19 protein-coding genes are annotated in these 23,607 nt (G+C 62.2%); 12 read left to right on the plus strand and 7 right to left on the minus strand.

Translation table 11 applies throughout. The annotated features are described in order from the left end of the window. Positions 1–26 precede the first annotated feature (26 nt). Positions 27–2,282 carry an LPS-assembly protein LptD gene (locus tag ACQ4WQ_RS22615; protein WP_436500151.1) on the minus strand — a complete coding sequence of 752 codons (2,256 nt, stop codon included), beginning with the start codon at positions 2,280–2,282 and terminating at the stop codon, positions 27–29. Positions 2,283–3,426: 1,144 nt separating this feature from the next. Between ACQ4WQ_RS22615 and ltrA the strand changes: the two genes are divergently transcribed. The 6 genes from ltrA (at position 3,427) to ACQ4WQ_RS22645 (ending at position 10,659) form a co-directional block, all read left to right on the plus strand. Further along, the gene (gene ltrA, locus ACQ4WQ_RS22620) at positions 3,427–5,130 is read left to right on the plus strand and encodes a group II intron reverse transcriptase/maturase (protein ID WP_436500153.1); all 1,704 of its coding nucleotides are present in this window, start codon (positions 3,427–3,429) and stop codon (positions 5,128–5,130) included. Between the two features lie 124 nt (positions 5,131–5,254). Next, the gene (locus tag ACQ4WQ_RS22625; protein ID WP_326459825.1) at positions 5,255–6,322 is read left to right on the plus strand and encodes an aminoglycoside phosphotransferase family protein; all 1,068 of its coding nucleotides are present in this window, start codon (positions 5,255–5,257) and stop codon (positions 6,320–6,322) included. Between the two features lie 74 nt (positions 6,323–6,396). Continuing rightward, on the plus strand, positions 6,397–7,116 hold the full coding sequence (gene murU, locus ACQ4WQ_RS22630) for an N-acetylmuramate alpha-1-phosphate uridylyltransferase MurU (protein WP_436500155.1): 720 nt from the start codon (positions 6,397–6,399) through the stop codon (positions 7,114–7,116). Then, complete coding sequence (locus ACQ4WQ_RS22635) at positions 7,116–8,438, plus strand: aminopeptidase P N-terminal domain-containing protein (RefSeq protein WP_436500270.1); 1,323 nt, start codon at positions 7,116–7,118, stop codon at positions 8,436–8,438. Before murU ends, ACQ4WQ_RS22635 begins: the two co-directional genes overlap by 1 nt. Positions 8,439–8,447: 9 nt before the next feature. After that, positions 8,448–9,590, plus strand: coding sequence for a UbiH/UbiF/VisC/COQ6 family ubiquinone biosynthesis hydroxylase (locus tag ACQ4WQ_RS22640; protein ID WP_326459827.1), 1,143 nt, complete (start codon positions 8,448–8,450; stop codon positions 9,588–9,590). 115 nt (positions 9,591–9,705) lie between these two features. Continuing rightward, positions 9,706–10,659, plus strand: coding sequence for a GGDEF domain-containing protein (locus ACQ4WQ_RS22645; protein ID WP_436500157.1), 954 nt, complete (start codon positions 9,706–9,708; stop codon positions 10,657–10,659). A gap of 46 nt (positions 10,660–10,705) precedes the next feature. Here the strand turns inward: ACQ4WQ_RS22645 and ACQ4WQ_RS22650 are convergent, their stop codons facing one another. From ACQ4WQ_RS22650 to ACQ4WQ_RS22660, 3 genes are read right to left on the minus strand one after another with little or no spacing between them, the layout of a single operon-like run. Beyond that, a complete protein-coding gene (locus ACQ4WQ_RS22650) occupies positions 10,706–12,160 on the minus strand; it encodes an NAD(P)(+) transhydrogenase (Re/Si-specific) subunit beta (protein WP_326459844.1) in 1,455 nt (484 codons plus the stop codon). Between the two features lie 8 nt (positions 12,161–12,168). Continuing rightward, complete coding sequence (locus ACQ4WQ_RS22655) at positions 12,169–12,483, minus strand: NAD(P) transhydrogenase subunit alpha part 2 (RefSeq protein WP_034745644.1); 315 nt, start codon at positions 12,481–12,483, stop codon at positions 12,169–12,171. A gap of 38 nt (positions 12,484–12,521) precedes the next feature. Further along, positions 12,522–13,634, minus strand: coding sequence for a Re/Si-specific NAD(P)(+) transhydrogenase subunit alpha (locus ACQ4WQ_RS22660; protein ID WP_326459829.1), 1,113 nt, complete (start codon positions 13,632–13,634; stop codon positions 12,522–12,524). Between the two features lie 411 nt (positions 13,635–14,045). On the opposite strand from ACQ4WQ_RS22660, the gene ACQ4WQ_RS22665 reads away from it, so the two are divergent. After that, positions 14,046–14,525, plus strand: coding sequence for an NUDIX hydrolase (locus ACQ4WQ_RS22665; RefSeq protein ID WP_010401817.1), 480 nt, complete (start codon positions 14,046–14,048; stop codon positions 14,523–14,525). Between the two features lie 31 nt (positions 14,526–14,556). Then, positions 14,557–15,672, plus strand: coding sequence for a tRNA 2-thiouridine(34) synthase MnmA (gene mnmA / locus ACQ4WQ_RS22670; protein ID WP_326459830.1), 1,116 nt, complete (start codon positions 14,557–14,559; stop codon positions 15,670–15,672). 156 nt (positions 15,673–15,828) lie between these two features. On the opposite strand, the gene ACQ4WQ_RS22675 is transcribed toward mnmA, so the two are convergent. The 3 genes from ACQ4WQ_RS22675 to ACQ4WQ_RS22685 form a co-directional block, all read right to left on the minus strand. Next, the gene (locus tag ACQ4WQ_RS22675; RefSeq protein WP_086144753.1) at positions 15,829–16,236 is read right to left on the minus strand and encodes a response regulator; all 408 of its coding nucleotides are present in this window, start codon (positions 16,234–16,236) and stop codon (positions 15,829–15,831) included. A 146-nt stretch (positions 16,237–16,382) separates the two neighbouring features. Then, the gene (locus ACQ4WQ_RS22680; protein WP_070220600.1) at positions 16,383–17,156 is read right to left on the minus strand and encodes a 5'-3' exonuclease; all 774 of its coding nucleotides are present in this window, start codon (positions 17,154–17,156) and stop codon (positions 16,383–16,385) included. Positions 17,157–17,227: 71 nt separating this feature from the next. Beyond that, complete coding sequence (locus tag ACQ4WQ_RS22685; protein WP_436500160.1) at positions 17,228–17,899, minus strand: glutathione S-transferase; 672 nt, start codon at positions 17,897–17,899, stop codon at positions 17,228–17,230. A 166-nt stretch (positions 17,900–18,065) separates the two neighbouring features. Between ACQ4WQ_RS22685 and ACQ4WQ_RS22690 the strand changes: the two genes are divergently transcribed. The 4 genes from ACQ4WQ_RS22690 (at position 18,066) to nagZ (ending at position 23,572) form a co-directional block, all read left to right on the plus strand. Continuing rightward, positions 18,066–19,118, plus strand: coding sequence for a YjgN family protein (locus tag ACQ4WQ_RS22690; RefSeq protein ID WP_436500162.1), 1,053 nt, complete (start codon positions 18,066–18,068; stop codon positions 19,116–19,118). A gap of 1 nt (position 19,119) precedes the next feature. Beyond that, positions 19,120–20,133 (plus strand): M48 family metallopeptidase, encoded by a 1,014-nt coding sequence (locus ACQ4WQ_RS22695; RefSeq protein WP_436500164.1) that lies wholly within the window; start codon positions 19,120–19,122, stop codon positions 20,131–20,133. Between the two features lie 105 nt (positions 20,134–20,238). Continuing rightward, complete coding sequence (locus ACQ4WQ_RS22700; RefSeq protein WP_326459834.1) at positions 20,239–21,849, plus strand: FMN-binding glutamate synthase family protein; 1,611 nt, start codon at positions 20,239–20,241, stop codon at positions 21,847–21,849. Positions 21,850–22,030: 181 nt separating this feature from the next. Next, positions 22,031–23,572, plus strand: a complete 1,542-nt coding sequence (gene nagZ / locus ACQ4WQ_RS22705) for a beta-N-acetylhexosaminidase (RefSeq protein WP_436500166.1) — start codon at positions 22,031–22,033, stop codon at positions 23,570–23,572. Positions 23,573–23,607 lie beyond the last annotated feature (35 nt).

Genomic DNA, 23,607 nt, shown 5'->3' on the forward strand with positions numbered 1-23,607 from the left:
CACCGGCGGCGGCAACGGTGCCTATCTTAACGGAGTGGCTGGCTCAGTGTCTGGTAACCAGGGATGGTTTTTGTAAAAGTTTCCAGGCCATTCGCGCCCAGACCCAGGCCACTCGACAAGCCCGTCAATTCCAGCTGGAAGAAGATCGGCGTCGAGACGGTCTTGTTCGTCGTCACGAAACGCTGCGCCCCCATGCGGAACACCCAGCAATCGCCCTTGTATTCCAGGCCGACCAGGCTTTCCAGCATGCTGCGATCCTTCACGGAGTAGCTGATGCGTCCCACGCCATACAGGCGGTCCGTCAACGGCCATTGGGACGACACTTCCACATTGCGCCAACCAGCAGCCCCACGCTGGAAACGATTGCCAAAATTCAATACTTTCTTGGCACCGGGCTGATATTGCAAGGTGTAGTTGTAGCTCACCAGTTGACGGTCGCTGGGATTGTACTGCACCAGGCTGTCGGCGGTCCAAGTCTCGGACACGCGGCCCGTCGCCGCCAGCAGGATGTCCGAACGCGACTGATTGACGGGCGTGCTCGAATTGAGCTGCACGCGCTGATCGGCAAAGTAGAAACGCTGGCCGAAGGTCAGGCGCATGCGCTCCGTCCCGTCCGCCTGCAGGAAACGCGATACCAGGGCGGCCGTCACCTGGTTGGCGTCGCCGATGCGGTCGCTGCCGACAAAACGGTTTTCCGTGAAGATCTGCGTCAGGTTGAACGTGCCAGCGGCCGTATCGAAGTTCGGAAACTGCGACTGGTCGCGGTACGGCGTGTAGACGTAGAACAGGCGCGGCTCCAGGGTTTGCGTGCCGCCCTTGGCGCCAAACAGATTCGTGTCGCGTTCAAACACCAGCCCGCTGTCGACCGAGAACGTCGGCACGGCGCGCGTAAACGAGGTCGACGGGAACAACGCCTTGGTCCTGGCGTCATTGTCGAGCTGATACGCGCTGGCATTGAGCATCAGCTTGGGCGTGATGAAGTAGCCAGGACGCAGGATGGGGAAACTCACTTGCGGCACGGCCACGAGGCGCGAGCCTTGCACCAGAGTCGGATGCGCGAAGCGCGTCGCTTCCGCGTCGAAGGTCCAGTCGAAGCCGCCCCAGACATCGTATTTGCCAGCATGAAAGTTCACCGCCGGCAAGCGGTCATACGGACGCGTGACGGTCAGGCCGGGATTGTTGACCGCATCGGGATCCTGCAGCACCTGGTAATTCTGCACGCGCGCCGTCAGGCTCCAGTCCTCGGTGCGGTAATCGGTACGCAATTCGCGCAGCAACTGGCGCTCGGTGGCGGTGGCGACGGTTTTCGAAAAATCGTTCGGGTAATTATTGTCGGACGCTTCGCGCAGATCCCAGCTGTAACTCCAGTCCTTGGCCAGCGCCTGCTCATGCTTGGACTTGATCATGTAGCGGTTGGTCTTGGTCTGTTTGTCGTTGGGCAAGAACTCAAACGACGTTTCGCCCTGGTACAAGCCTGCATCCGTCTCGCCCATGTAGCGGCCCGTCGCACCGAGCTGGATGCCGCGCCGCTGGATGTAACGGGGGTACAGGGTCAGGTCGCGGTTCGGCGCGATGTTCACGTAATACGGCATCAGCAGCTCGAAACCGTTCTTCGAGGCAAAGCCCGGCGTGGGCGCCAGCCAGCCCGAGCGGCGCGCACCCGACAGCGAAAACGAGATGCCCGGCGTGCCCAGGATAGGCACGTCCTTGAAATAGATGATGGTCTTGCTGCCCGTGCCCACGTCGCGGCCCGTGTCGAGGTTCAAGGTGCTCGATTTCAGGTACCAGTCCGGATTCGGTCCCTCGCAAGTACTGTAGGTGCCGTCGATAACATTGGCTTCGTCGGGATTGATGAAGTCGACGCGCTCGGCCTTGCCCTGGCCGCCGCCCACTGCGAAGCGGTAAGTCGGGTTGAGCAGGAAACCCTTGCCGGTTTCCATGTTCAGCTTCAGGACGTCGCCCGTATAGTAATCGCCGAAACGCCACATCTTGATATGGCCCTCGGCATCGAACTGATCTTCAACTTGTTTGTAACAAGCTGTATCGGCCGTCATTTTTGTGGTTTTTCCGCGCTCAATCACGACATTCTGGTCGAGATTGATCTCCCGTTCCGGGCGTCCGTTCATGCTGTTCGCCGTCATGACGGTGGGCGCGTCAGGATCTTCCACATGAACCGGACGCGGTGCTTTCTGGGCGTGGACAGGCACCGTCGTAGCGGCGACGAGCGCGCTGATGGCGAAAGCCCAGCGCTGCGAAGGGGGGGAGGCCGAAAACCAGCTCATGAATTGGAAGGGGCAAGCACCATTGACAGGCGATTTTTTGATTTGAATCCCTTATTATATGGGAATCTGTGCGACACGCCTTAAAGCTCGGGTAGCTGGCCCCGGTCGCAACGTGGCAGTAACGGCTAGCAGCGCAGGAACTGCGCAGGCAAATCCCTGGTTTACCAGTGATAAAACAGTGAGGGGCTCCCCGGAGTACCCATTCTTGGCAAGACAAGACACGCTACGAGAAGGTGCCTTGTCAGTCTTATACGTCCGCCGAATCACCGGCGAGTCGCTATTCCTTTGCCTGATTTGTTTACATAAAACATTGAAACTGTAGTTTATTTGCAAAGCTTGTGGATATTTTACATTTGCTTACAATTTTCTATATTTCAACAGTTCTCTGCAAGACTCGGTTTTCTCTCAGCTGAGTCATACCCGAGTGAAACTCTTCGATATCTTGTCATGCTTCAGTGTTGCAACTGCTGCCATGACTAGATGTACGACCATCTGTCACCTACTTGAGTGCGCGTCGCCGGTAACGGCGGGGTGCAAAGCCTCAGGGACAACGTACCCCCATTCTTTTCCGGCAGCCCGGCGTGCGAACGCCTGGCTGGAGACTGCGAGCAGCGATGCGGTCCAGGGGCTAGGTGAGTGCTGCAAGGGCAATGTGATGTGAACCATCGTTTGAACCCTCGTAAATATTAATAGGCCAAAGCTGCTGGCAGGCCTAAACCAAACGGTATGTGGCTGGTTATCTCCGTGGATTCTGGGGATACGTCGTCATTCAGCCACCGGGGGAAAGATGGGCCCTAAACAGCCAGTCGCGATGTAGCTGTCGCGTCGATATCGTTGGGAACGTGGTAAGCCCGATTCCCTGCCGCTCGATCAACGAACCGAGATAGCGGCAAGCAAACCGCAAGGCACGCCCTTGGGGGAGCGGGTAGAGGAGGATGGAGAAAGCGAATGCCGGGCTGTAATGGTCCGGATAGGGATTCAAGATTTGTCCCGGCCTGAAAGGGTGCCCACTTCCATCTGGTGTAATAGTCGTCATACGACTGTACTGGCTCCAGGCAGTCATCATTTTCAACCACCCCGAAGGGAGGCAGCTCACCCTTCGGGGTGCGCTGTGTCTCGTCGGAACAACTACACGAGGTTCAGCATGAAAGTAACCGCTAGCAGTCTTGCCGGTTCTGCGTCCTCGCACGTGCCAACTGAATGGGTCGCCATCAACTGGCGGCTCGTACAACGCAACGTGAGAGCCATGCAGCATCGATTAACGAAGGCGATACAGGAAGGCGACTGGCGCAGGGCGAAAGCGCTGCAAAGGTGGCTAACCCACTCGTTCAGCGCGAAAGCGCTGGCAGTCAAACGAGTGACAGAGAATCAAGGCAAACGAACCGCAGGCGTGGACCAGCAGTTGTGGGACTCAGCAACGCAGAAGTTCGCTGCCATTGCGCAGTTGAAGAAACAAGGCTATCGGCCCCTGCCATTACGGAGGGTCTTTATTCCCAAGTCAAATGGAAAGATGCGCCCACTGGGCATCCCTACCATGCGGGACCGGGCGATGCAGGCGCTTCACCTGCTGGCCTTGGATCCGGTCTTGGAAACGCTGAGTGATCCCAACTCATACGGGTTTCGCAAAAATCGCTCAACGGCCGATGCGATGTCGCAAATTTTTCTCCAGACCTGCCGGAAAGTGTCGGCAACCTGGGTGTTAGATGCGGATATCGAAGGTTTTTTCGACAATATCAACCATCAATGGCTGGTCGACAATGTCTTCATGGATAAGTTGATCCTATCTAAATGGCTGAAATCCGGGGTAGTTGACCGGAAGCAATTGATGGCAACCACAGCTGGAACGCCACAGGGCGGCATCATCAGCCCTGCCCTTGCGAATTGGACGTTGAACGGGCTGGAGACTGAACTGATTGCGCACCTCGGTGCGAAATTCGGCAAGTCAAAGGCAGGCAAGCTCAAAGTCGGTGTCGTGCGATATGCGGACGATTTTGTCGTTACCAGTGGATCGAAGGAACTGCTGGAGACGGAAATCAGGCCTTGGATCGAAGCATTTCTTGCAGTCAGAGGATTGCGACTGTCCAGTGTCAAAACCAAGATCGTGCACATCGATGAGGGCTTCGACTTCCTGGGGTGGAACTTCCGAAAATATTCCGGGACACTACTCATCAAGCCAAGTAAGAAGAACATGAAAGCATTCTATGAAAAGCTGAGGAAGACGATCAGCGAAAACATCGGGGCGAAGCAGGAGAATCTCATTCGATTGCTGAACCCCATGCTGCGGGGCTGGGCGCAATATCACAGCCCTGTCGTCGCCAAGGAGGCGTTTTCGACGATGGAGTCGCTGCTGTACTGGCGGCTTCGTCGCTGGGCAATGCGCAGGCATCCGAAGAAAACCGACAGTTGGATACGCGACCGATACTGGCGCCCAACCGAAAGTGGAAATCAGGTGTTTGCAGCGGACGTTGTCACAAAAAATGGCAATAAGGCCATGAAGGAACTGTACTCGTTACCAGGTACAGCGATTCTGCGTCACACGAAGATCAAGGGCGGCTATCACCCCTACGATCCGCAATGGGAACTGTACGGCGAAACCCTTCGGCAGGAACGCATGTTGAAAAACATGTCTTACCGGCGTGAGTGGGCCAAGCTCTACCTCGACCAACGTGGCTTGTGCGCTCTGTGTGGATACGAGATGAACATGGAAACCGGATGGCATGACCACCACATGGAACACCGTGTGGCAGGAGGTTCCGACGCCCTTGGAAATCGCGTATTATTGCACCCAAATTGCCATATAAATGTGCACGCAAACGATTTACACGTTGCGAAGCCGGTCCCTGCATAGGGACTTTTATTATGCTTGAGCCGTGTGCGGTGAAAGTCGCACGCACGGTTCTTAGGGGGGAGAGCTTCCAGCAATGGGGTTCTCCTACCCTCCGCACCATCAACCCGATTCCACAGGCCGCTTAATGTCATTCTCCCCCAATTCCCCTGCCGCGCCGGCATCCGCCGACGCTCGCCTGACCCTGTTGAAAGCCTGGTTGACCTCGCTTAACCTCGTTTCGCCCGATTCCGCCCGCCCCGCTTCCAGCGATGCCAGCTTCCGCCGCTACTACCGCCTCGATGTGCTGCCTGGCAATACAACATTGCCAGGAAGTACACTAATCGCCATGGATGCGCCGCCCGAGCGCGAAAACGTGCCCGCCTTTGTCAAGGTGGCCGGCTTGCTGAAAGGCGCCGGCGTGTCCGTGCCCGACATCATCGCGCAAGACCTGGAGCAGGGCTTCCTGCTGCTGTCCGACCTGGGCACGACCACCTATCTCGATGCCCTGAACCACGACAACGCCAGCGTGCTGTACGCCGAAGCGCTGGAATCCTTGATGAAAATCCAGCTGGCCAGCCAGCCCGACGTGCTGCCCGAATTCGACCGCGCCTTCATCCTGCGCGAAATGAATTTGTTCCCGGAATGGTTTATTGGCAAACACCTGGGCGCTACCTTGACGGATGTGCAACAAACCCAGCTGGACAAGGTCTTCGAAGCCATCACGGCGAATATCTTGTCGCAGCAGCAAGTATTCATGCACCGCGACTACCATTCGCGCAATTTGATGCACATCAACGATGGTTCGATCCCCAATCCCGGCATCCTCGACTTCCAGGACGCCGTCTTCGGTCCCGTCACCTACGACATCGCCTCGCTGCTGCGCGACGCCTATATCCAGTGGGACGAGGAACTGGTACTGGACTGGGTGATCCGCTACTGGCAGCGCGCCAAGCAGCTGGGCTTGCCGGTGAATCCCGACATCGACGCCTTCTACCGTGATTTCGAATTCACGGCCCTGCAGCGCCACCTGAAAATCCTCGGCCTGTTCGCGCGCCTGAACTACCGCGACGGCAAGGATCTGTACATGGGCGACCTGCCGACCGTGCTCGACTACGTGCGCAAGACGGCCAACCGCTACACGGAACTCAAGCCGCTGGTGCGTCTGCTCGATGCCCTCGAAAACAAGACGCCGCAAGTCGGCTACACTTTTTAATCGGCGCACCTGACCCGTCCGCTGCGGGGCCAAGGCCCCGCCTTTCACTTATTGCACAGAAAACGAATTCCACCATGAAAGCCATGATCTTTGCCGCAGGCCGCGGTGAACGGATGCGTCCGCTTACCGATACCTGCCCCAAACCGCTGCTGAAAGTACGCGGCCGTCCGTTGATCGTCTGGCATGTGCTGAACCTGGTGCGCGCCGGCATCACGGACATCGTCATCAACCATTCCCACCTGGGCCATCTGATCGAGGAAACCCTGGGCGACGGCAGCGCATATGGCGCGCGCATCGCGTACTCGCCCGAGACCACCCCGCTGGAAACGGCGGGCGGCATCGCCCAGGCGCGTCACTTGCTGGGCGAGGAACCGTTCCTGGCCATTTCCGGCGATATCTATTGCCCCTACTTCGATTTCAAGCAAGTGCTCGACGTGCTGGCCGACAAGGATGTGCTGGGCACGCCGTATCCGGCCGACCAGCGCGACATCGCCTGGACCTACCTGGTGCCCAATCCCGACTTCCACCCACAAGGCGACTTCGGCCTGACCCTGTTCTCGATCAGCAATACGGACGAGACCAAGTGGACCTTCGCCAATATCGGCGTGTACCGCCCTGAAATGTTCGATGGCATCACGCCGGGCAGCCACGCCAAACTGGGCGATTTGCTGCGCCGGTACGCGGACCAGGGCCGCGTGGGCGGCGAAGTCTATACTGGCGAGTGGACGAATGTGGGCACCCCAAAGCAGCTCGACGCGCTCAACGGGTTGACGGCCAAGGCCAGCGCAACATGATGGCCAATTACGCGGCACGGCGCGCGGCGCTGCTGGCACAGATGCTGCCGGGCAGCGTGGCCATCCTCGCCACGGCGCCCGAAGTGCCGCGCAACAGCGATTGCGATTATCCGTACCGCCACGACAGCTATTTCTATTACCTCAGCGGTTACACGGAACCCGACAGCGCTGTGGCGCTGGTGGCCGCCAGTGCCACGGCGCCCGCGCGCGCCATCCTGTTTTGCCGCGCCAAGAATACGGAGCGCGAAATCTGGGACGGTTTCCGCCATGGCCCCGAGGCGGCGCGCATCAGCTTCGGTTTTGACGCCGCCTTCCCCATCGAGGAACTCGACGTGGAAATGACGCGCCTGCTGGCCGACTCCCCCGCCATTTACTATGCGCTGGGCGGCAGCCTCGATGCGCAGGTGAAGCTCTGGCGGCACAATGTGCGGCAAAAGGCCCGCAGCGGCGTCACGGCACCCGCCATGGCAATTGAGCTCAACGGCATGCTCGACGCCATGCGCCTGCTGAAAGAGCCAGAAGAACAGCAGCTGATGCGCCGCGCCGCCGCCATTTCCAGCGCCGCCCACGCGCGCGCCATGCGCGCCACGCGGCCCGGCCTGCACGAATATGCGCTGGAAGCGGAACTGCTGTACGAATTCCGCCGCAGCGGCGCGCAGTTCCCCGCCTATTCCTCCATCGTGGCCGGCGGCGGCAACGCCTGCATCCTGCACTACAGCGCCAACAACGCGGTATTAAAAGACGGCGAGCTGGTCTTGATCGACGCCGGCTGCGAATTCGATGGCTACGCCTCGGACATCACGCGCACCTGGCCCGTCAACGGCCGTTTCAGCGGCCCGCAAAAGGCGCTGTACGAGCTGGTGCTGGCGGCGCAGCAGGCGGCGCTGGACATGGTGCGCCCCGGCTTGCCGCACAGCGCCATCCACGAGGCGGCCGTGCAAGTGCTGGCGCAGGGCATGCTGGACCTGGGTTTGCTGGAGCGGCAAAAAAACGGCGGCGCGCAAGACGTCATCGCCGAGAAGGCCTATATGCCCTTCTACATGCACGGCACCAGCCACTGGCTGGGCATGGACGTGCACGACGTGGGCGCCTACCGCGACACGGATGCGCCCGGCAAGCCTTGGCGCGCTTTGGAAGCGGGCATGGTGCTGACGGTGGAACCGGGCATCTACGTGCGCCCCGGCGCGGGCGTGCCGGAGCAGTTCTGGCACACGGGCATCCGCATCGAAGACGATGTGCTGGTCACGCCGCAAGGCCATGAAGTCTTCAGCTCGGCGCCCAAGAGCGTCGCTGAAATCGAACAACTGATGTCACAGGATTAACGCCGCCGCATGCATACACCGTCCACTTTCGATCTCGCCATCTGCGGCGCCGGCCCCGTCGGCATGGCGCTGGCCGCCCTGCTGGTGCAGCGTGGCAGCCGCGCCGCCGGCATCGCCCTGCTCGACGCCAAATCCATCGAACAGGCCCGGCGCGACCCGCGCACCATCGCCCTGTCGCACGGCAGCCGCCAGATACTCGAGGAGGCGGGCGCCTGGCCCGTGGAAGCGACGCCTATTCACCAGATCCACGTCTCGCGCCGCGGCCAGTTCGGGCGCAGCCTGATGGACCGCGGCGAGCATGGCGTCGAGGCGCTCGGTTACGTGGCGCGTTACGGCGCCGTCGTCAGCGCGCTGGCCGACGTGTGCGAGCGCCTGGGCGTGGCCAGCCTGCGCCCGGCCCTGGTGACGGGCAGTGAGGAAGACGCCGACGGCGTGTCCGTGCAGATCGACCAGGCGGGCGCCCCGTCGAGCTTGCGCGCCAGCCTGCTGGTGCAGGCCGAGGGCGGCCTGTTCGGCCAGCAGACGGAACGCGCCGTCAGCCGCGATTATGGCCAAAGCGCCATCATTGCCCATGTGCGCACGAGTGCTCCCATCGCGCACCGCGCGTATGAGCGCTTCACCGACGAAGGTCCGCTGGCCCTGCTGCCGCAAGACGACGGCTACGCGCTGGTGTGGTGCGTGCCGCCCACGCGCGCCGAACAATTGCTGGCCCTGGACGACGCTGCCTTCCTGGTCCGCCTGGGCGCCGCCTTCGGCAGCCGCCTGGGACGCTTTACGCACACGACGGCGCGCCTGGCCTATCCGCTGGGCCTGAACGCGCAGGCGAACGGCACGGCGCGCACGGTCGCCATCGGCAACGCCGCGCAAACCCTGCACCCGGTGGCCGGACAAGGCTTGAACCTGGGCTTGCGCGACGCCGCCGTGCTGGCCCGCGTGCTGGCGCAGGACAGCAGCCCCGCAGCGCTGGAACGCTACGCCAGCCTGCGCCAGGCGGACCGGGGCTTGACCGTGCGCGTGACCGACACCATGGCGCGCATCTTCACGGGCAGCGCCCCCGCGCAAGGCTTGCTGGGCCTGTCGCTAGGCTTGCTGGACGCCTTCCGCCCGGCGCGCAAAAGCCTGGCGGAACTGATGATGTACGGCCGCCGCTGAGCCTTAGCAATAAGCAAAGAGCACGGGCGAAAAAGAAACAGGGAACATATCCGGCATGGAGTAAACGGCCCGCGGATGCGACAATGGCTGTCACCTGGTTTTTGGCGACCGCTCCATGACAGATGCATTGCCCGCAGCACCGCCTGCAGCGCTTCCCGAAGTGCTTTTTTCCCGTCTGCTGGAAGACGCCCTCGACGCCGTCATCATCATCGATGAGCAGTGCCGCATCCGCTATATCAATGGCGCCATGCAGGCGCTGTCGGGCTATGCCAGCGGGGAACTGCTGGGCCAGACCCTGAACGGCCTGCTGCCCGATGCCGTCGGCGCGCAGCACGACAACCACGTGATCAATTACATCCGCAGCTCGCGCACGTCCAGCGTGCTGGGCAAGATACGCGAATTCGCCATCCGCCACCGCGACACGCAGATGATTCCCATCGAAATGAAGGCGCTGGACCTGGGCGTGGTCGACGGCATGCGCTATTTCGGCGCCTTCTTGCTCGACGTGCGCGAACGGCGCGAACTGGCGGCAAAGAACGCCAGCCTGCTGGCGCAGCTGGAACAGCAGGCGCTGCACGATGCGCTGACGTCGCTGCCCAACAGGCGCGCCTATGAAGCGCAAGCCACGCAGGCGATGGCGCGCGCGGCGCGCAGCGGCGCCGCCCTGACCGTGGGCGTGGCCGATCTCGACCATTTCAAGAAGATCAACGACCGCTATGGCCATGCCGTGGGCGACGCCGTGCTGCGCACGGTGGCGCAGGCGCTGCGCGACACGGGACGCATCACCGACGTGGCGGCGCGCCTCGGCGGCGAGGAGTTCGGCCTGCTGTTCCCCGACGCCAGCCTGCGGCAGGCGCACCAGGTGGCCGAACGCATCCGCGCGGCCGTGGCCGCCGCCATCACGCCTTTGCCCGATGGCGGCGAACTGCAGGTGACCATCAGCATCGGCGTGGCGTCCCTGACGGCCGGCGCCAGCCTGGACGCGGCCATGTCGGAAGCGGACAAGGCCCTGTACGCGGCCAAGCACCAGGGACGCAATAAAGTCGTGGCCGCAGCGGCCGCCCAATAAAAAACGGCCCGCGCAAGGCGGGCCGCTCCTTCGGCACCGGGAGACTTTACTCGATGGCCTTGACCATATCCTCGATCACCTTCTTGGCGTCGCCAAACACCATCATCGTGTTCGGCTGGTAGAACAGGTCGTTGTCCAGACCCGCATAGCCGGACGCCATCGAGCGCTTGTTGACGATGATGCTCTTGGCCTTATAGGCTTCCAGGATCGGCATGCCGGCGATCGGCGATTTCGGGTCCTTCGCCGCCGGGTTGACGACGTCGTTCGCGCCCAGCACCAGCACCACGTCCGTCTGGCCGAATTCGCCATTGATGTCTTCCATCTCGAAGACCTGGTCGTACGGCACCTCGGCTTCGGCCAGCAGCACGTTCATGTGGCCCGGCATACGCCCCGCCACAGGGTGGATCGCGTACTTGACGGTGATGCCCTTGTGCGTGAGCTTTTCCACCAGTTCTTTCAGCGAGTGCTGCGCGCGCGCCACGGCCAGGCCGTAGCCGGGCACGATGATGACGGTTTCCGCATTGCTCATGATGAAGGCGGCATCGTCGGCCGAACCGGATTTGACCGGACGCTGTTCCTGCGCGCCGGCTGCGCCTGCCGCCGGCGCATCGCCGCCGAAGCCGCCCAGGATGACGTTGAAGAACGAGCGGTTCATGGCCTTGCACATGATGTACGACAGGATCGCGCCGGACGAACCGACCAATGAGCCGGCGATGATCAGCATCGAGTTATTCAGCGAAAAGCCGATGCCGGCCGCGGCCCAGCCCGAGTAACTGTTGAGCATCGACACCACCACCGGCATGTCGGCGCCGCCGATGGGGATGATGATCAGCACGCCCAGCGCGAAGGCGATGAGGGTCATGATGACGAACGGCGTCCACGCCGGTTCGACGCCATCGGCGAAGCAGAACGCCAGGCCCAGGCCCACCATCACCAGCGCCAGCACCAGGTTGAGCATGTGCTGGCCCTTGAAGCTGACGGGCGCGCCCTGGAACAGGCGGAACTTGTATTTGCCCGACAGCTTGCCGAAGGCGATCACGGAACCGGAGAACGTGATGGCGCCGACGAAGGTACCGATGAACAGTTCGAAGCGGTTACCGATGGGCAGCGCCTCGCCGTGTTTCGCGATATTGAAGGCCCACGGTTCCGACACGGCCGCCACGGCGATGCAGACGGCCGCCAGGCCGATCAGCGAGTGCATGGCCGCCACCAGTTCCGGCATCTTCGTCATTTCCACGGTTTTCGCCAGGTAGGCGCCGATGGCGCCGCCCGTGACGATGCCGATGAGGACGAGGGTCAGGCCCATGCCGCCCGTCTGCTGCTCCTTCAGTTTCAGGATCAGCGCCACGGTGGTGACGGCGGCAATGGCCATGCCGCTCATGCCGAAGGCATTGCCGCGGCGCGCCGTCGATGGCGACGACAGGCCTTTCAGGGCCTGGATGAAGCACACCGAGGCGATCAGGTACATCATCGTCACCAGGTTCATGGTGACGAAGCTCATGGCGTGACTCATTCTTTTGCTCCTTGCTTGGCCTTCGGTTCTTTTTTACGGAACATCTCGAGCATGCGCTGCGTGACGAGGAAGCCGCCGAACACATTGACGGCGGCCAGCGCCACGGCCAGGGTGCCGGCCACTTGCGCCAGCGGGCCATCGGTCAGGCCGGCCGCCAGCATGGCGCCGACGATGATGATGGCGGAAATGGCGTTGGTGACGGCCATCAGCGGCGTATGCAGCGCGGGCGTGACGGTCCAGACGACGTGGTAGCCGACATAAATGGCCAGCACGAAGATGATCAGGTTGGTGATGGTGTGACTGATTTCCATGATGTTGTTTTCTCCCTGTGCCGCATTATTTTCGTAACTTATTTACGCAAGATCACGCTGTCCGCGCAAACCAGGCTGGCCTTGATGATTTCATCCTCGCGGTCGATCAGCAATTGATCGTCCTTGTCGATGATGAGCTTTAAAAAGTCCAGCACGTTGCGCGCATACAGGGCCGAGGCATCGGCCGCCACCAGGGTCGCCAGGTTCGGCTCGCCCACGATGTAGACGCCGTGCTTGACGACCGTCTTGCCCAGCTCGGACAGCGGGCAGTTGCCGCCCTGCTCCACGGCCAGGTCGACGATGACGGAACCCGGCTTCATGGCCTTCACCGTCTCTTCGGAAATGAGCACGGGCGCGGCGCGGCCGGGAATCAGTGCCGTGGTGATGATGATGTCGGCCAGTTTCGCCCGTTCGTGCACCAGTTCGGCCTGGCGGCGCATCCAGTCGGCCGGCATGGCGCGCGCATAGCCGCCCGAACCCTTGGCGATTTCCTTTTCTTCCTCCGTGAGGAAGGGCACGTCGAGGAACTTGGCGCCCAAGGATTCCACCTGCTCCTTGACGGGCGGGCGCACGTCGGACGCCTCGATGACGGCACCGAGGCGCTTGGCCGTGGCGATCGCCTGCAAACCGGCCACGCCCACGCCCATGATCAGCACGCGGGCCGCCTTGACGGTACCGGCCGCCGTCATCAGCATGGGCATGAAGCGCTGGTAGGTATTGGCCGCCACCAGCACGGCCTTGTAGCCGGCGATGTTCGCCTGCGACGACAGCACGTCCATCGACTGCGCGCGCGTGATGCGCGGCACGGCTTCCAGGGCGAAGGCGGACAGCCCGGCCGTGGCCATGGCGGCGATGTTGTCCGCGTCAAACGGGTTCAACATGCCGATCAGCACCGTGCCGCTGGCCATCAGGGTCCGTTCTTCGGCATCGGGTGCGCGCACCTTGAGCACGATGGCGCAGCCATAGGCTTCCTGGGCAGTGCCGATCTGTGCGCCGGCGGCGGCAAAGGCGTCGTCGGGAATCGAGGCTTGCAGGCCCGCTCCCGACTGCACGACGACCTGATGCTTGGCTGCCAGCTTCTTGACTGTCTCGGGCGTGGCTGCCACCCGGGTTTCACCAGGCCGTGTTTCGGCCGGTATGCCTATCCTCATGATGCCTCCGCTAATTGATAAACTGACTAGAATCTAACACGGAAAGCAGCGCGTTAAACGTTTGTGAAGCAGCAACTTTTAGTCGTACGACACTAATTTCATCCGCATCCATGATTTGTTTCACCATGCGGCGCGGCGCCCATATTGTGGGAAAGGTGTGTCAATCTCACCACAGTCGAGCAAGCGTGCGCGCTTGTTTTGACCACAGGGAAAGCCTATATTAGCGGGCGCTTCCTGCCATCTTGCCAACTCAGCCCCCATGCTAGTGTGCTCCCCGGGAAAGACGTAAGTACCTCCCACCGCTATTTGCTAAAACGTTGTCATTTATCAATATGTCCGCGCAACAAAAGGCCGGCTTCAAACCGCGCGCGCAGAACAAGATAAAATGTCGGCTCTTTCAAGGATGGAATCATGCCGAGAATCTGGAAACCCTCTGTCACCGTGGCCGCCATCGTCGAGCGCGATGGCCTGTTTTTACTGATTGAAGAAGAGACCAGCGAAGGCATCAAGCTCAACCAGCCAGCCGGCCACCTCGACCCGTTCGAGTCGCTGGAGCAGGCGGTGATCCGCGAAACGCTGGAAGAAGCGGCCTACGATTTCATTCCCACGGCACTGGTCGGCATGTACATGTCGCGCTACCAGTCACTGCGCACGGGCGAGGACGTGACCTATCTGCGCTTCACCTTTTGCGGCACGGCCGGCGCCGAACACGACCGCCCGCTGGACGAAGGCATCATTCGCACCCTGTGGATGACGCGCGACGAACTGGCGGCGTGCCAGGAGCGCCACCGCAGTCCGCTGGTGCTGCAGTGCGTGGACGAATACCTGGCCGGGCGGCGCGCGCCGCTGGCCCTGCTGCACACGCATGCGTCCGTTTTCAATAGCGCATAGCAATATTATCTAAAGTACACTGGAAAGCAAGATGAGCAAGAAGAAAGTCGTGATCGGCATGTCAGGCGGGGTCGATTCCTCAGTCGCGGCATGGATGCTGAAGGAACAAGGCTATGAAGTCATCGGCCTGTTCATGAAAAACTGGGAAGATGACGACGATTCGGAATACTGCTCCACGCGCCAGGACTGGATCGACGCGGCCAGCGTGGCCGACGTCATCGGCGTCGATATCGAAGCCGTCAATTTCGCCTCCGAATACAAGGACCGCGTGTTCGCCGATTTTCTGCGCGAATACCAGGCCGGCCGCACGCCGAATCCGGACGTGCTGTGCAACGCCGAAATCAAGTTCAAGGCCTTCCTCGACCACGCCATGACCCTGGGCGCCGACCTGATCGCCACCGGCCACTATGCGCGCGTGCGCCAGGCGCCGACCGACGCGGGCCGTTATGAACTGCTCAAGGCCGTCGACGCCAGCAAGGACCAAAGCTACTTCCTGCACCGCCTGAACCAGGCGCAGTTGTCCAAGACTTTATTTCCGCTCGGTGAAATCCCGAAGACGCAGGTGCGCCAGATCGCCGAGAAGCTGGCCCTGCCGAACGCGCAAAAGAAGGATTCGACGGGCATCTGTTTTATTGGCGAGCGCCCGTTCCGCGAATTCTTGAACCGCTACCTGTCGTACAAGCCGGGCCCGATGAAGACGGCCGACGGCAAGACGGTGGGCGAACACGTGGGGTTGAGTTTTTATACCCTGGGCCAGCGCAAGGGCATCGGCATCGGCGGCGTGAAGTCATACCAGAATGCGGACGGCAGCAGCGACGCCTGGTATGTGGCGCGCAAGGATATCGCCAACAACACCCTGTGGGTGGTGCAGGGCCACGACCACCCGTGGCTGCTGTCGCCGGCCTTGAGCGCCGATCAGGCCAGCTGGGTCGCCGGCACGGCGCCGCAGGCGGGCGCCTTGAGCGCCAAGACGCGCTACCGCCAGGCCGACGTGGCTTGCCAGCTGCTGCCGGATGGAAATGAACACTTCGGCCTGGCCTTCGACCAGGCGCAATGGGCCGTCACGCCAGGCCAGTCGGCCGTGCTGTACGACGGCGACGTGTGCCTCGGCGGCGGCATCATCGCCAGCGCGACGGGCCTGGCCTAAAGTTAACTTGGTTAAGTAGATTTTTACCAATCCAACTCAATAACAACACCTGAGAAAATCGTAGCGAGCGGCAGTGAGTTGTGGCCGAGAAGCGCAACTGTACTTTTAGTACAGTGAGCATCGCCGGCCGCAAATCGCGACGCGCAGTAGATTTTATCAGGTGTCTTTCGCAGCGGCAGCAAGCGCCTGCTGCTGCTTGCGCACCATCGCGATCACCGTATTGCGCACGGTTTTCAGGACCGTGTCGGCCATGAAGGGTTTCACGATGAAGCCCGACACGCCCATCGCGTGGGCCGCCTGCAGCGAGGCGGCGTCGATGCCGCCCGAGACCATGAAAATGAGCGTCTTCGGATACTGGGCGCGGATGGTTTGCACCACATTCGTCCCATCTTCCACCTGCTCGCGCGCGATGCAGACGAAATGCGGGTGGTGCTTGACCAGCAGCGCCAGCCCCAGCGCGCTCGTATGCGTCTGCCCGCAGACATCGTAGCCGCCATCGGTCAGGACCGTGTTCAGCAGGCCGCGCGCCACGGCGCTGCTATCGATCAGGACTGTCTTTAACATCATGATTACTTCCCTTGCTTGATTTTCTATTGCGAGTTCCACTCAGAGAGCGCCCATCAAAATGCTCAGGGCTAGGCGCGTTGCCGAAGGCAGTACGAATGTACGACGAGGCAAGGCAACAACGCCATGAGCTTTTTTTGGGCACTCTACTTTTCCCACGCCAGCTTGTTCCAGGTCACGCCCAACGTCACGTCCGTCTTGAGTTCTACTAACTTTCTTGAAAGATACAGTATTTCCCGCTCTTTTCGCAGGCTTTCACCGAGCGCGCCGGGCAAAATCCCCGCGCCAGCCATCACGGCGTCGATATTGCCGTAGGCGCGCAACAGTTTCGCGCCCGTCTTCAGGCCGATCTTCGACACGCCGGGGATGCTGTCGGTGACGTCGCCCATCAGCGCCAGCAGGTCGGGCAGCAGTTCCGGCGGCACGCCGAACTTTTTCTCGACCCAGGCGTGGTCGTGCCAGACGCCCTTGAAATGGTCCCACACCAGCGCGCCGTGGGCGATCAAGCCATGTAAATCCTTGTCGGTGGTGGCGATGACGGCCGCGCCGCGCCCCTCGTGCAGCCAGCGCATGACGGCCGTGCCGATCACGTCGTCGGCCTCGACCTCGGGGATGCTGACCACGTGCATGCCGAAGCTGGCCAGGGTGGCGTAAAAGCCGGGCAAGGCGTCGCGCAGCACCTGCGGCATGGGCTGGCGCCCTTCGCGGTAACCGGCATACAGGGCGTGGCGCCAGGTGGGTCCGCCAAAGTCGAAGGCCGGCAGGATGTGCGTCGGCTCGTGGTCGTTGATGAGGGTGCGGAACGACGACAGCGCATGGCGCAGCGCGATCTCCGCCTTCAGGTCGGAATCGGGTTCAGGACTGGCTTCGTAGACGCGGCGTACGATATTCAAGCCGTCGATAGCGAGGAGTCTGGCCATGCGGTAAATGGATACTGGTTGAATCGATCATTTTACCGTATGGTTCCCCGCACATCGGCCTCGAATACCCCTTATTTGGCGAAATCATAAGGGCCACCGCGTTCCAGCGCCCGCTGGTAGGCCGGCCGCGTGTGGATGCGCTGCAGGAAGGCCGTCAGCTTCGGCTGGCGCTCGTCGAGCCCGCCGCGCGAGGCGGCCGCTTCCAGCGAAAAGCTCATCTGGATGTCGGCCGCCGTGAATTCATTGCCGGCAAACCATTTGCTTTTCTCCAACTCCGCTTCCATATAGGCCAGCTGGCTGTTGATATTGGGCATGATGAAGCTGCTCTTGACCTTGCCGGCGATGCCGCGCGCGATCGGCTTGACGAAAAACGGCATCGGCGACGATTCGATCTTGTCGAACACCAGTTTCAGCAGCAGCGGCGGCATGGCCGAGCCTTCCGCGAAATGCAGCCAGTAGGTCCAGCGCAGCTTCTCGGGCGTGCCGGCCGCCGGGATCAAACGGCCATTACCGTAGCGCTCGACCAGGTACTCGATGATGGCGCCCGATTCGGCGATGGTGTTGGCGCCGTCCGTGATCACGGGCGACTTGCCCAGCGGATGCACGGCCTTCAGCGAAGCGGGCGCCAGCATGGTTTTCGGGTCGCGCTGGTAGCGCTTGACCTCGTAGTCGAGGCCCAGTTCCTCGAGCAGCCATAGCACGCGCTGCGAGCGCGAATTGTTCAGATGGTGGACGACGATCATGGCGATTTCCGTTGGCAATGGTTGAGTCCCAGTATAGCCGGGATGGGAAAATCGCGGCCGCAGGGGCCGCGCACCAAAAATAATTGCGAAAAACACTATTTTCAATTGATAACTTTTCAATCTTCCCTTATCTTGTTTTGTTTCCAATAAGTAAGGAAACTCCCCTGTGGATTTCGACACCAACAACACCACGCCCAAGCGTGAAGCCATTACCTTCAGCGCCACCGGCAGCGAATACTTCCGTATCTGGATCGTCAACCTGCTGCTGAGCATCGTCACCCTGGGCATTTATTCCGCCTGGGCCAAGGTACGGCGCAACCGCTATTTCTATTCCAGCACCCACTTGGCTGGCAGCAGCTTCGAATACCACGGCAATGCCGTCGCCATCCTGAAGGGCCGCATCGCGGCCGTGGTATTGATCGGCGGCTACAACATCGCCTTCCAGATCTCGCCCATCGTCGGCCTGATCATGCTCGTGCTGATGATGGCCGTGCTGCCATGGCTGGTCTGGAAAAGCCTGCAGTTCAAGCTCTACAACACCAGCTACCGCGGCATCCGCTTCGGCTTCGACGGCAGCGCCAGGGAAGCCTACAAATACTTCCTGTGGCTGCCCATCCTGAACACCTTCACGGCTGGCCTGATGACGCCGTTCCTGCACCAGCGCCTGAAGCGCTTCCAGCACACGCAAAGCCGCTTCGGCAGCAGCAATTTCAGCTTTGATGCCTCGGTTGGCAGCTTCTACAAGACCTATTTGCTGTTCTTCGCCCTGCTGCTGGCCGGTTTCCTGGTCCTGATCTTTGTCGTCTTCGCCAGCGTCTTCGCCACCTTTGCCAGCAACGCCAACGATGTCACCAAGGCCGGCAGCATCTTCGGCGCCGTGGCCGCCCTGTATGCGTGGGCCTTTATCGTGCTGCCGCTGTTCCTGACCATGATCCAGAACCTGATCTGGAACCACACGCGCCTGCAGCAGCACCAGTTCCAGTCGCAGCTGACCTGGGGCCGCACCACCTTCGTCATGCTGACCAACCTGCTCGGTATCGTCGTCACCCTGGGCCTGTTTTCGCCATTCGCCCAGGTGCGCTGGCTGAAGTACCGCCTGGAAGCGACGTCGATGCTGGTGCACGGCAGCCTGGACGCCTTCGTCGCCGCCACCGGCGAGCAAGTCTCTGCCACGGGCGAAGGCATGGTCGATCTGCTGGACTTCGACCTGTCGCTGTAGCATGACGCTCGATCACCACGCGCCGGGCGCGGCCCCCGTGCCCGCGCGCTATTTCGACGGCCAGACCTCGCGCCTGTACCACGTCACACTCAGCGTGCGCGATGGCACGGCCGTGCTGGCCGGCGATATCGAGCGCAGCTGCCCGCTGGGCGAGCTGCATGTGTCCGAACGCAGCAGCCACGCCGTGCGCAAGGTCAGCTTTCCCGACGGCGCCTACCTGGAGATCGCCGACCAGGCGGCCTTCAACGACGTGCTGCATGAGACGGGCCACCGCGACGGCTGGGTCGTGCGGCTGCAGCAAAGCTGGCGCGGCGCGCTGCTGGCCACGGTCGCCACCGTGCTGGCCCTGTGGCTCAGCTATCAGTACCTGCTGCCCGTGGTGGCGAAGGGCGTCGCGTATGCGATTCCCCAGTCCGTCGAGCGCCAGCTGGGCCAGGGCGTGCTCGATTTCCTCGACGGTCACGTGTTTGAAGCAAGCAAGCTCGATGGCGCGCGCCAGCAAGCCTTGCGCGCCCGGTTCGCGCGCCTGGCCACGCCCGGCGACAGCGCGCCCGCGCACCGCATCGCTTTTCGCAAGAGCAAGATCGGTCCGAACGCGTTCGCCCTGCCGTCCGGCGACATCGTGCTGACCGATGAAATGGTGGCACTGATGCCGGACGACGATGCCATCATGGGCGTGCTGGCGCATGAACTGGGGCATCTGCAGCAGCGCCACCTGACGCGCCGCCTGATCCAGACCTCGGCCGTGGGCGCCGGCGCGGCACTGCTGTTCGGCGATGTCTCGACCGTGGTGGCGACCTTGCCGCCGCTGCTGCTGGACTTGAAGTATTCGCGCGATGTCGAGCGCGAGGCGGACGACTACGCGATCGCCATGCTGCGTCAGAACGGCATCGCGCTGGAACACCTGGCGCAGGTGTTTGTCGCCCTGGGCAAGCTGGACCATGGCACGCCCTACCTGTCGAGCCATCCGGCCAGCGCCGAACGCATCGAGCGCATCAGAGCGGCACAGCGTTAAATACCGTGCGCGGCGTCCTCTGGGCGCCGCGTTCTTTCCCACCAGCACGTTCCGCGAATCGAAGGTAGACTCATCAGTTATCAGTCTGACTTCCCCGGAGTGCCCATGCATCTAGTACCATTTCGCTACCTGACCTTCATTGCGACGGCAGCCATCTTTGTCCTGTCCCTGTTTTACTATGACCATTACTGGCTGCCCGTGCTGGCCGGTGCGCTGACCCTGGTCGGCATCAGCGACCTGCTGCAAACCAAGCGCGCCCTGCGCCGCAACTACCCCATCCTCGCGCATTTCCGCTTCTTTTTTGAGAGCATCCGTCCCGAAATCCGCCAGTATTTCCTGGAAAGCGACAGCGAGGCGACGCCGTTTTCGCGCAGCCAGCGCAGCATCGTCTACCAGCGCGCCAAGGAGCAGACGGACAAGCGCCCGTTCGGCACCCAGCTCGACGTGTATGAAGCGGGCTACGAATGGATCAACCATTCCATCGCCCCCGCCAAGGTCACGGGCCACGACTTCCGCATCGAGATCGGCAACCACCCGGACTGCCCGCGCAATAAGCCGTATTCGGCCAGCGTCTTCAATATCTCGGCGATGAGCTTTGGCGCCCTGTCGGCCAACGCCATCCTGGCCCTGAACGGCGGCGCGCGCAGCGGCGGCTTCATGCACGATACGGGCGAAGGCAGCATCAGCCCCTACCACCGCGAAAACGGCGGCGACCTGGTATGGGAAATCGGCTCAGGCTACTTCGGCTGCCGCAACCAGGACGGCACGTTTTCGGAAGAGCGCTTCATCGCCAACGCCAGCTCCGAGCAGGTCAAGATGATCGAGCTGAAAATGTCGCAGGGCGCCAAGCCGGGCCACGGCGGCGTGCTGCCCGGCCCGAAAGTGACGATCGAGATCGCCACCACGCGCGGTGTGATGGTGGGCGAGGATTGCGTCTCGCCGGCGGCGCACAGCGCCTTTTCCACGCCGCTGGAAATGCTGCACTTTATCGACCGCCTGCGCACGCTCTCGGGTGGCAAGCCGACGGGCTTCAAGCTGGCCATCGGCCATCCGTGGGAATTCTTCGCCATCGTGAAAGCCATGCTGGAAACGGGCATCACGCCCGACTTCATCGTCGTCGACGGCAGCGAAGGGGGAACGGGCGCGGCGCCCCTGGAATTTACCGACCACGTGGGCACGCCGCTGCAGGAAGCGCTGGTACTCGTGCATAACACCCTCGTGGGCGCCAACCTGCGCGACAGGATCAAGATCGGCTGCTCGGGCAAGATCATCACGGCCTTCGACATCGCCCGCTTGCTGGCGCTGGGCGCCGACTGGTGCAATTCGGCGCGCGGCTTCATGTTCGCGCTGGGCTGCATCCAGTCGCAAAGCTGCCACACGGACCGCTGCCCCACGGGCGTGGCCACGCAAGACCCGCAGCGCCAGCGCGCGCTGGTGGTATCCGACAAAATCGCCCGCGTGGCGCACTTCCACCAGAACACCATGAAGGCGCTGGCCGAACTGATCGCCGCCGCCGGCCTGGCGCATCCGCAGGAACTGCGCCCGCACCACCTGGTGCGGCGCATCTCGCCGAACCAGGTGAAACTGGCGTCGGCCCTGCTGCCCTTCCTGGAAGCGGGCCAGCTGCTCGACCCGAGCCAGCTGCCGCAGCTGCCGCCCGTGTTCGGCCTGTACTGGCCCAAGGCACAATCGGCATCGTTCCAGCGCCTGGATTAAACCCGGCCTTGCGCAAGTGGAGCAATACCACTTAATAACCACTTGCGCAAAAACCCAAATCCAATACAATACCAAAACAAGTACAAAACCAGGGCAGCTTTTCCGGTGACCGCCACGATGCGCCACCACGGTGCCAGAATACGTATGCCGTCATCACAATACATACCGGAGGAGTTGCAGCATGGAGCAGGGTTTGCGCGAGAAAATAGGACAGTTGTTCATGGTGGGCTTCGACGCCCTGCAGGCGGACGAGCATATCAAGACCTTGATACGCGAAAAGAAGGTAGGCGGCGTGATCCTGTTCCGCCGCAATGTGCACACGCCCGCACAAGTGTCGGCCCTGTGCCGCGAACTGCAGGAGATCAATGCGGAAGTGTCCGACATCCCGCTCTTGATCTCCATCGACCAGGAAGGCGGCATGGTGATGCGCATCGAGCAGGGCGTCACGCCGATTCCCGCGGCGATGGCCTTCCAGGCGGCCGGCTCCATCGAAGACTGCGAACGCATGAACCAGATCAGCGGCGATGAGATGCGCCAGGTGGGCATCAATATGCTGCTCGCGCCCGTGCTGGACGTGAACAACAACCGCAACAACCCCGTCATCGGCGTGCGCGCCTATGGCGAGGATGCCGCCACCGTCATCGACTACGGCATGGCGGCCATGCGCGGCCAGCGCGCCAGCGGCGTGGCCGTCACCGCCAAGCACTTCCCCGGCCACGGCGACACGGCCATCGACACGCACTACGCCATGGCGCTGGTCGCGCACGACAAGGAACGCCTGCGCGCCGTGGAACTGGCGCCCTTCCGCGCGGCCATTGCCGGCGGCGTGGACGCCATCATGACGGCGCACGTGGTCTTCCCCGCCTTCGAAGCCGACACCAGCGTGCCGGCGACGCTCTCAAAAGGCGTGCTGACGGACCTGCTGCGCGGTGAAATGCAATACAAGGGCGTGGTCATCACCGATTGCCTGGAAATGGCGGCCATCGCCGACGGCATCGGCATCGCCCGGGGCGCCATCGCCACCTTGCAGGCGGGTGCCGACATCGTCCTCATCTCGCACCGCGAAGCGCAGCAGACGGCCGCCATCGAGGCCGTCATCGCCGCCGTGGAACGGGGCGACATTGCCATCGCCCGCATCGACGCGGCTTGCGCGCGCGTGGCGGAACTCAAGCGCAACCGCGCCGTGCGCGACTGGCGCGAACGCCCCGTCACGCCGCCGGCGCTGATGCAGCCGGCCGCCATGGCCCTGTCGCAGCTGCTGCAAAAGGCGGCCTTGCGCGTGCAGGGCGACTACCGCCCGCTCGACCCCACCCTGCCCGTGACCCTGCTGACGGTGGAAGTGCGTTCGCGCAGCGAAATCGACGAAGTGGCGCTGGGCCGCAACAAGGAAGCGCGCAGCTCGATGCTGCCGGCACTGCTCGAAGCGGGCCTGGACGTGCGCGAATACGCCTTGTCGGCCGAGGCGCTGGACGACGAGGTCAATGAAGCCATCGCCTTTGCGCAAGGCGCGCAACAGATCGTGCTGCAAACGTATAACGCCATGTTCGTCGACGGCCAGCGCCGCCTGGTCGAAGCCCTGCCGCACGACAGACTGTGGCTGGTGGCGGGCCGCCTGCCCTACGACCTGGACCTGGCGCCCCACGCGCAAGGCCGCCTGGCCGCCTTCGGCTGCCGCCCGGCCGCGCTGGTGCCCGTGGTGGAAAAACTGGCCGGCAAGGCGTAAAGCCACACCGCCCTCCTGCACATGCCGGGCATTGT

It is taken from the genome of Janthinobacterium goodfellowi (genome assembly GCF_051380695.1).
Classification (GTDB): domain Bacteria; phylum Pseudomonadota; class Gammaproteobacteria; order Burkholderiales; family Burkholderiaceae_D; genus Janthinobacterium.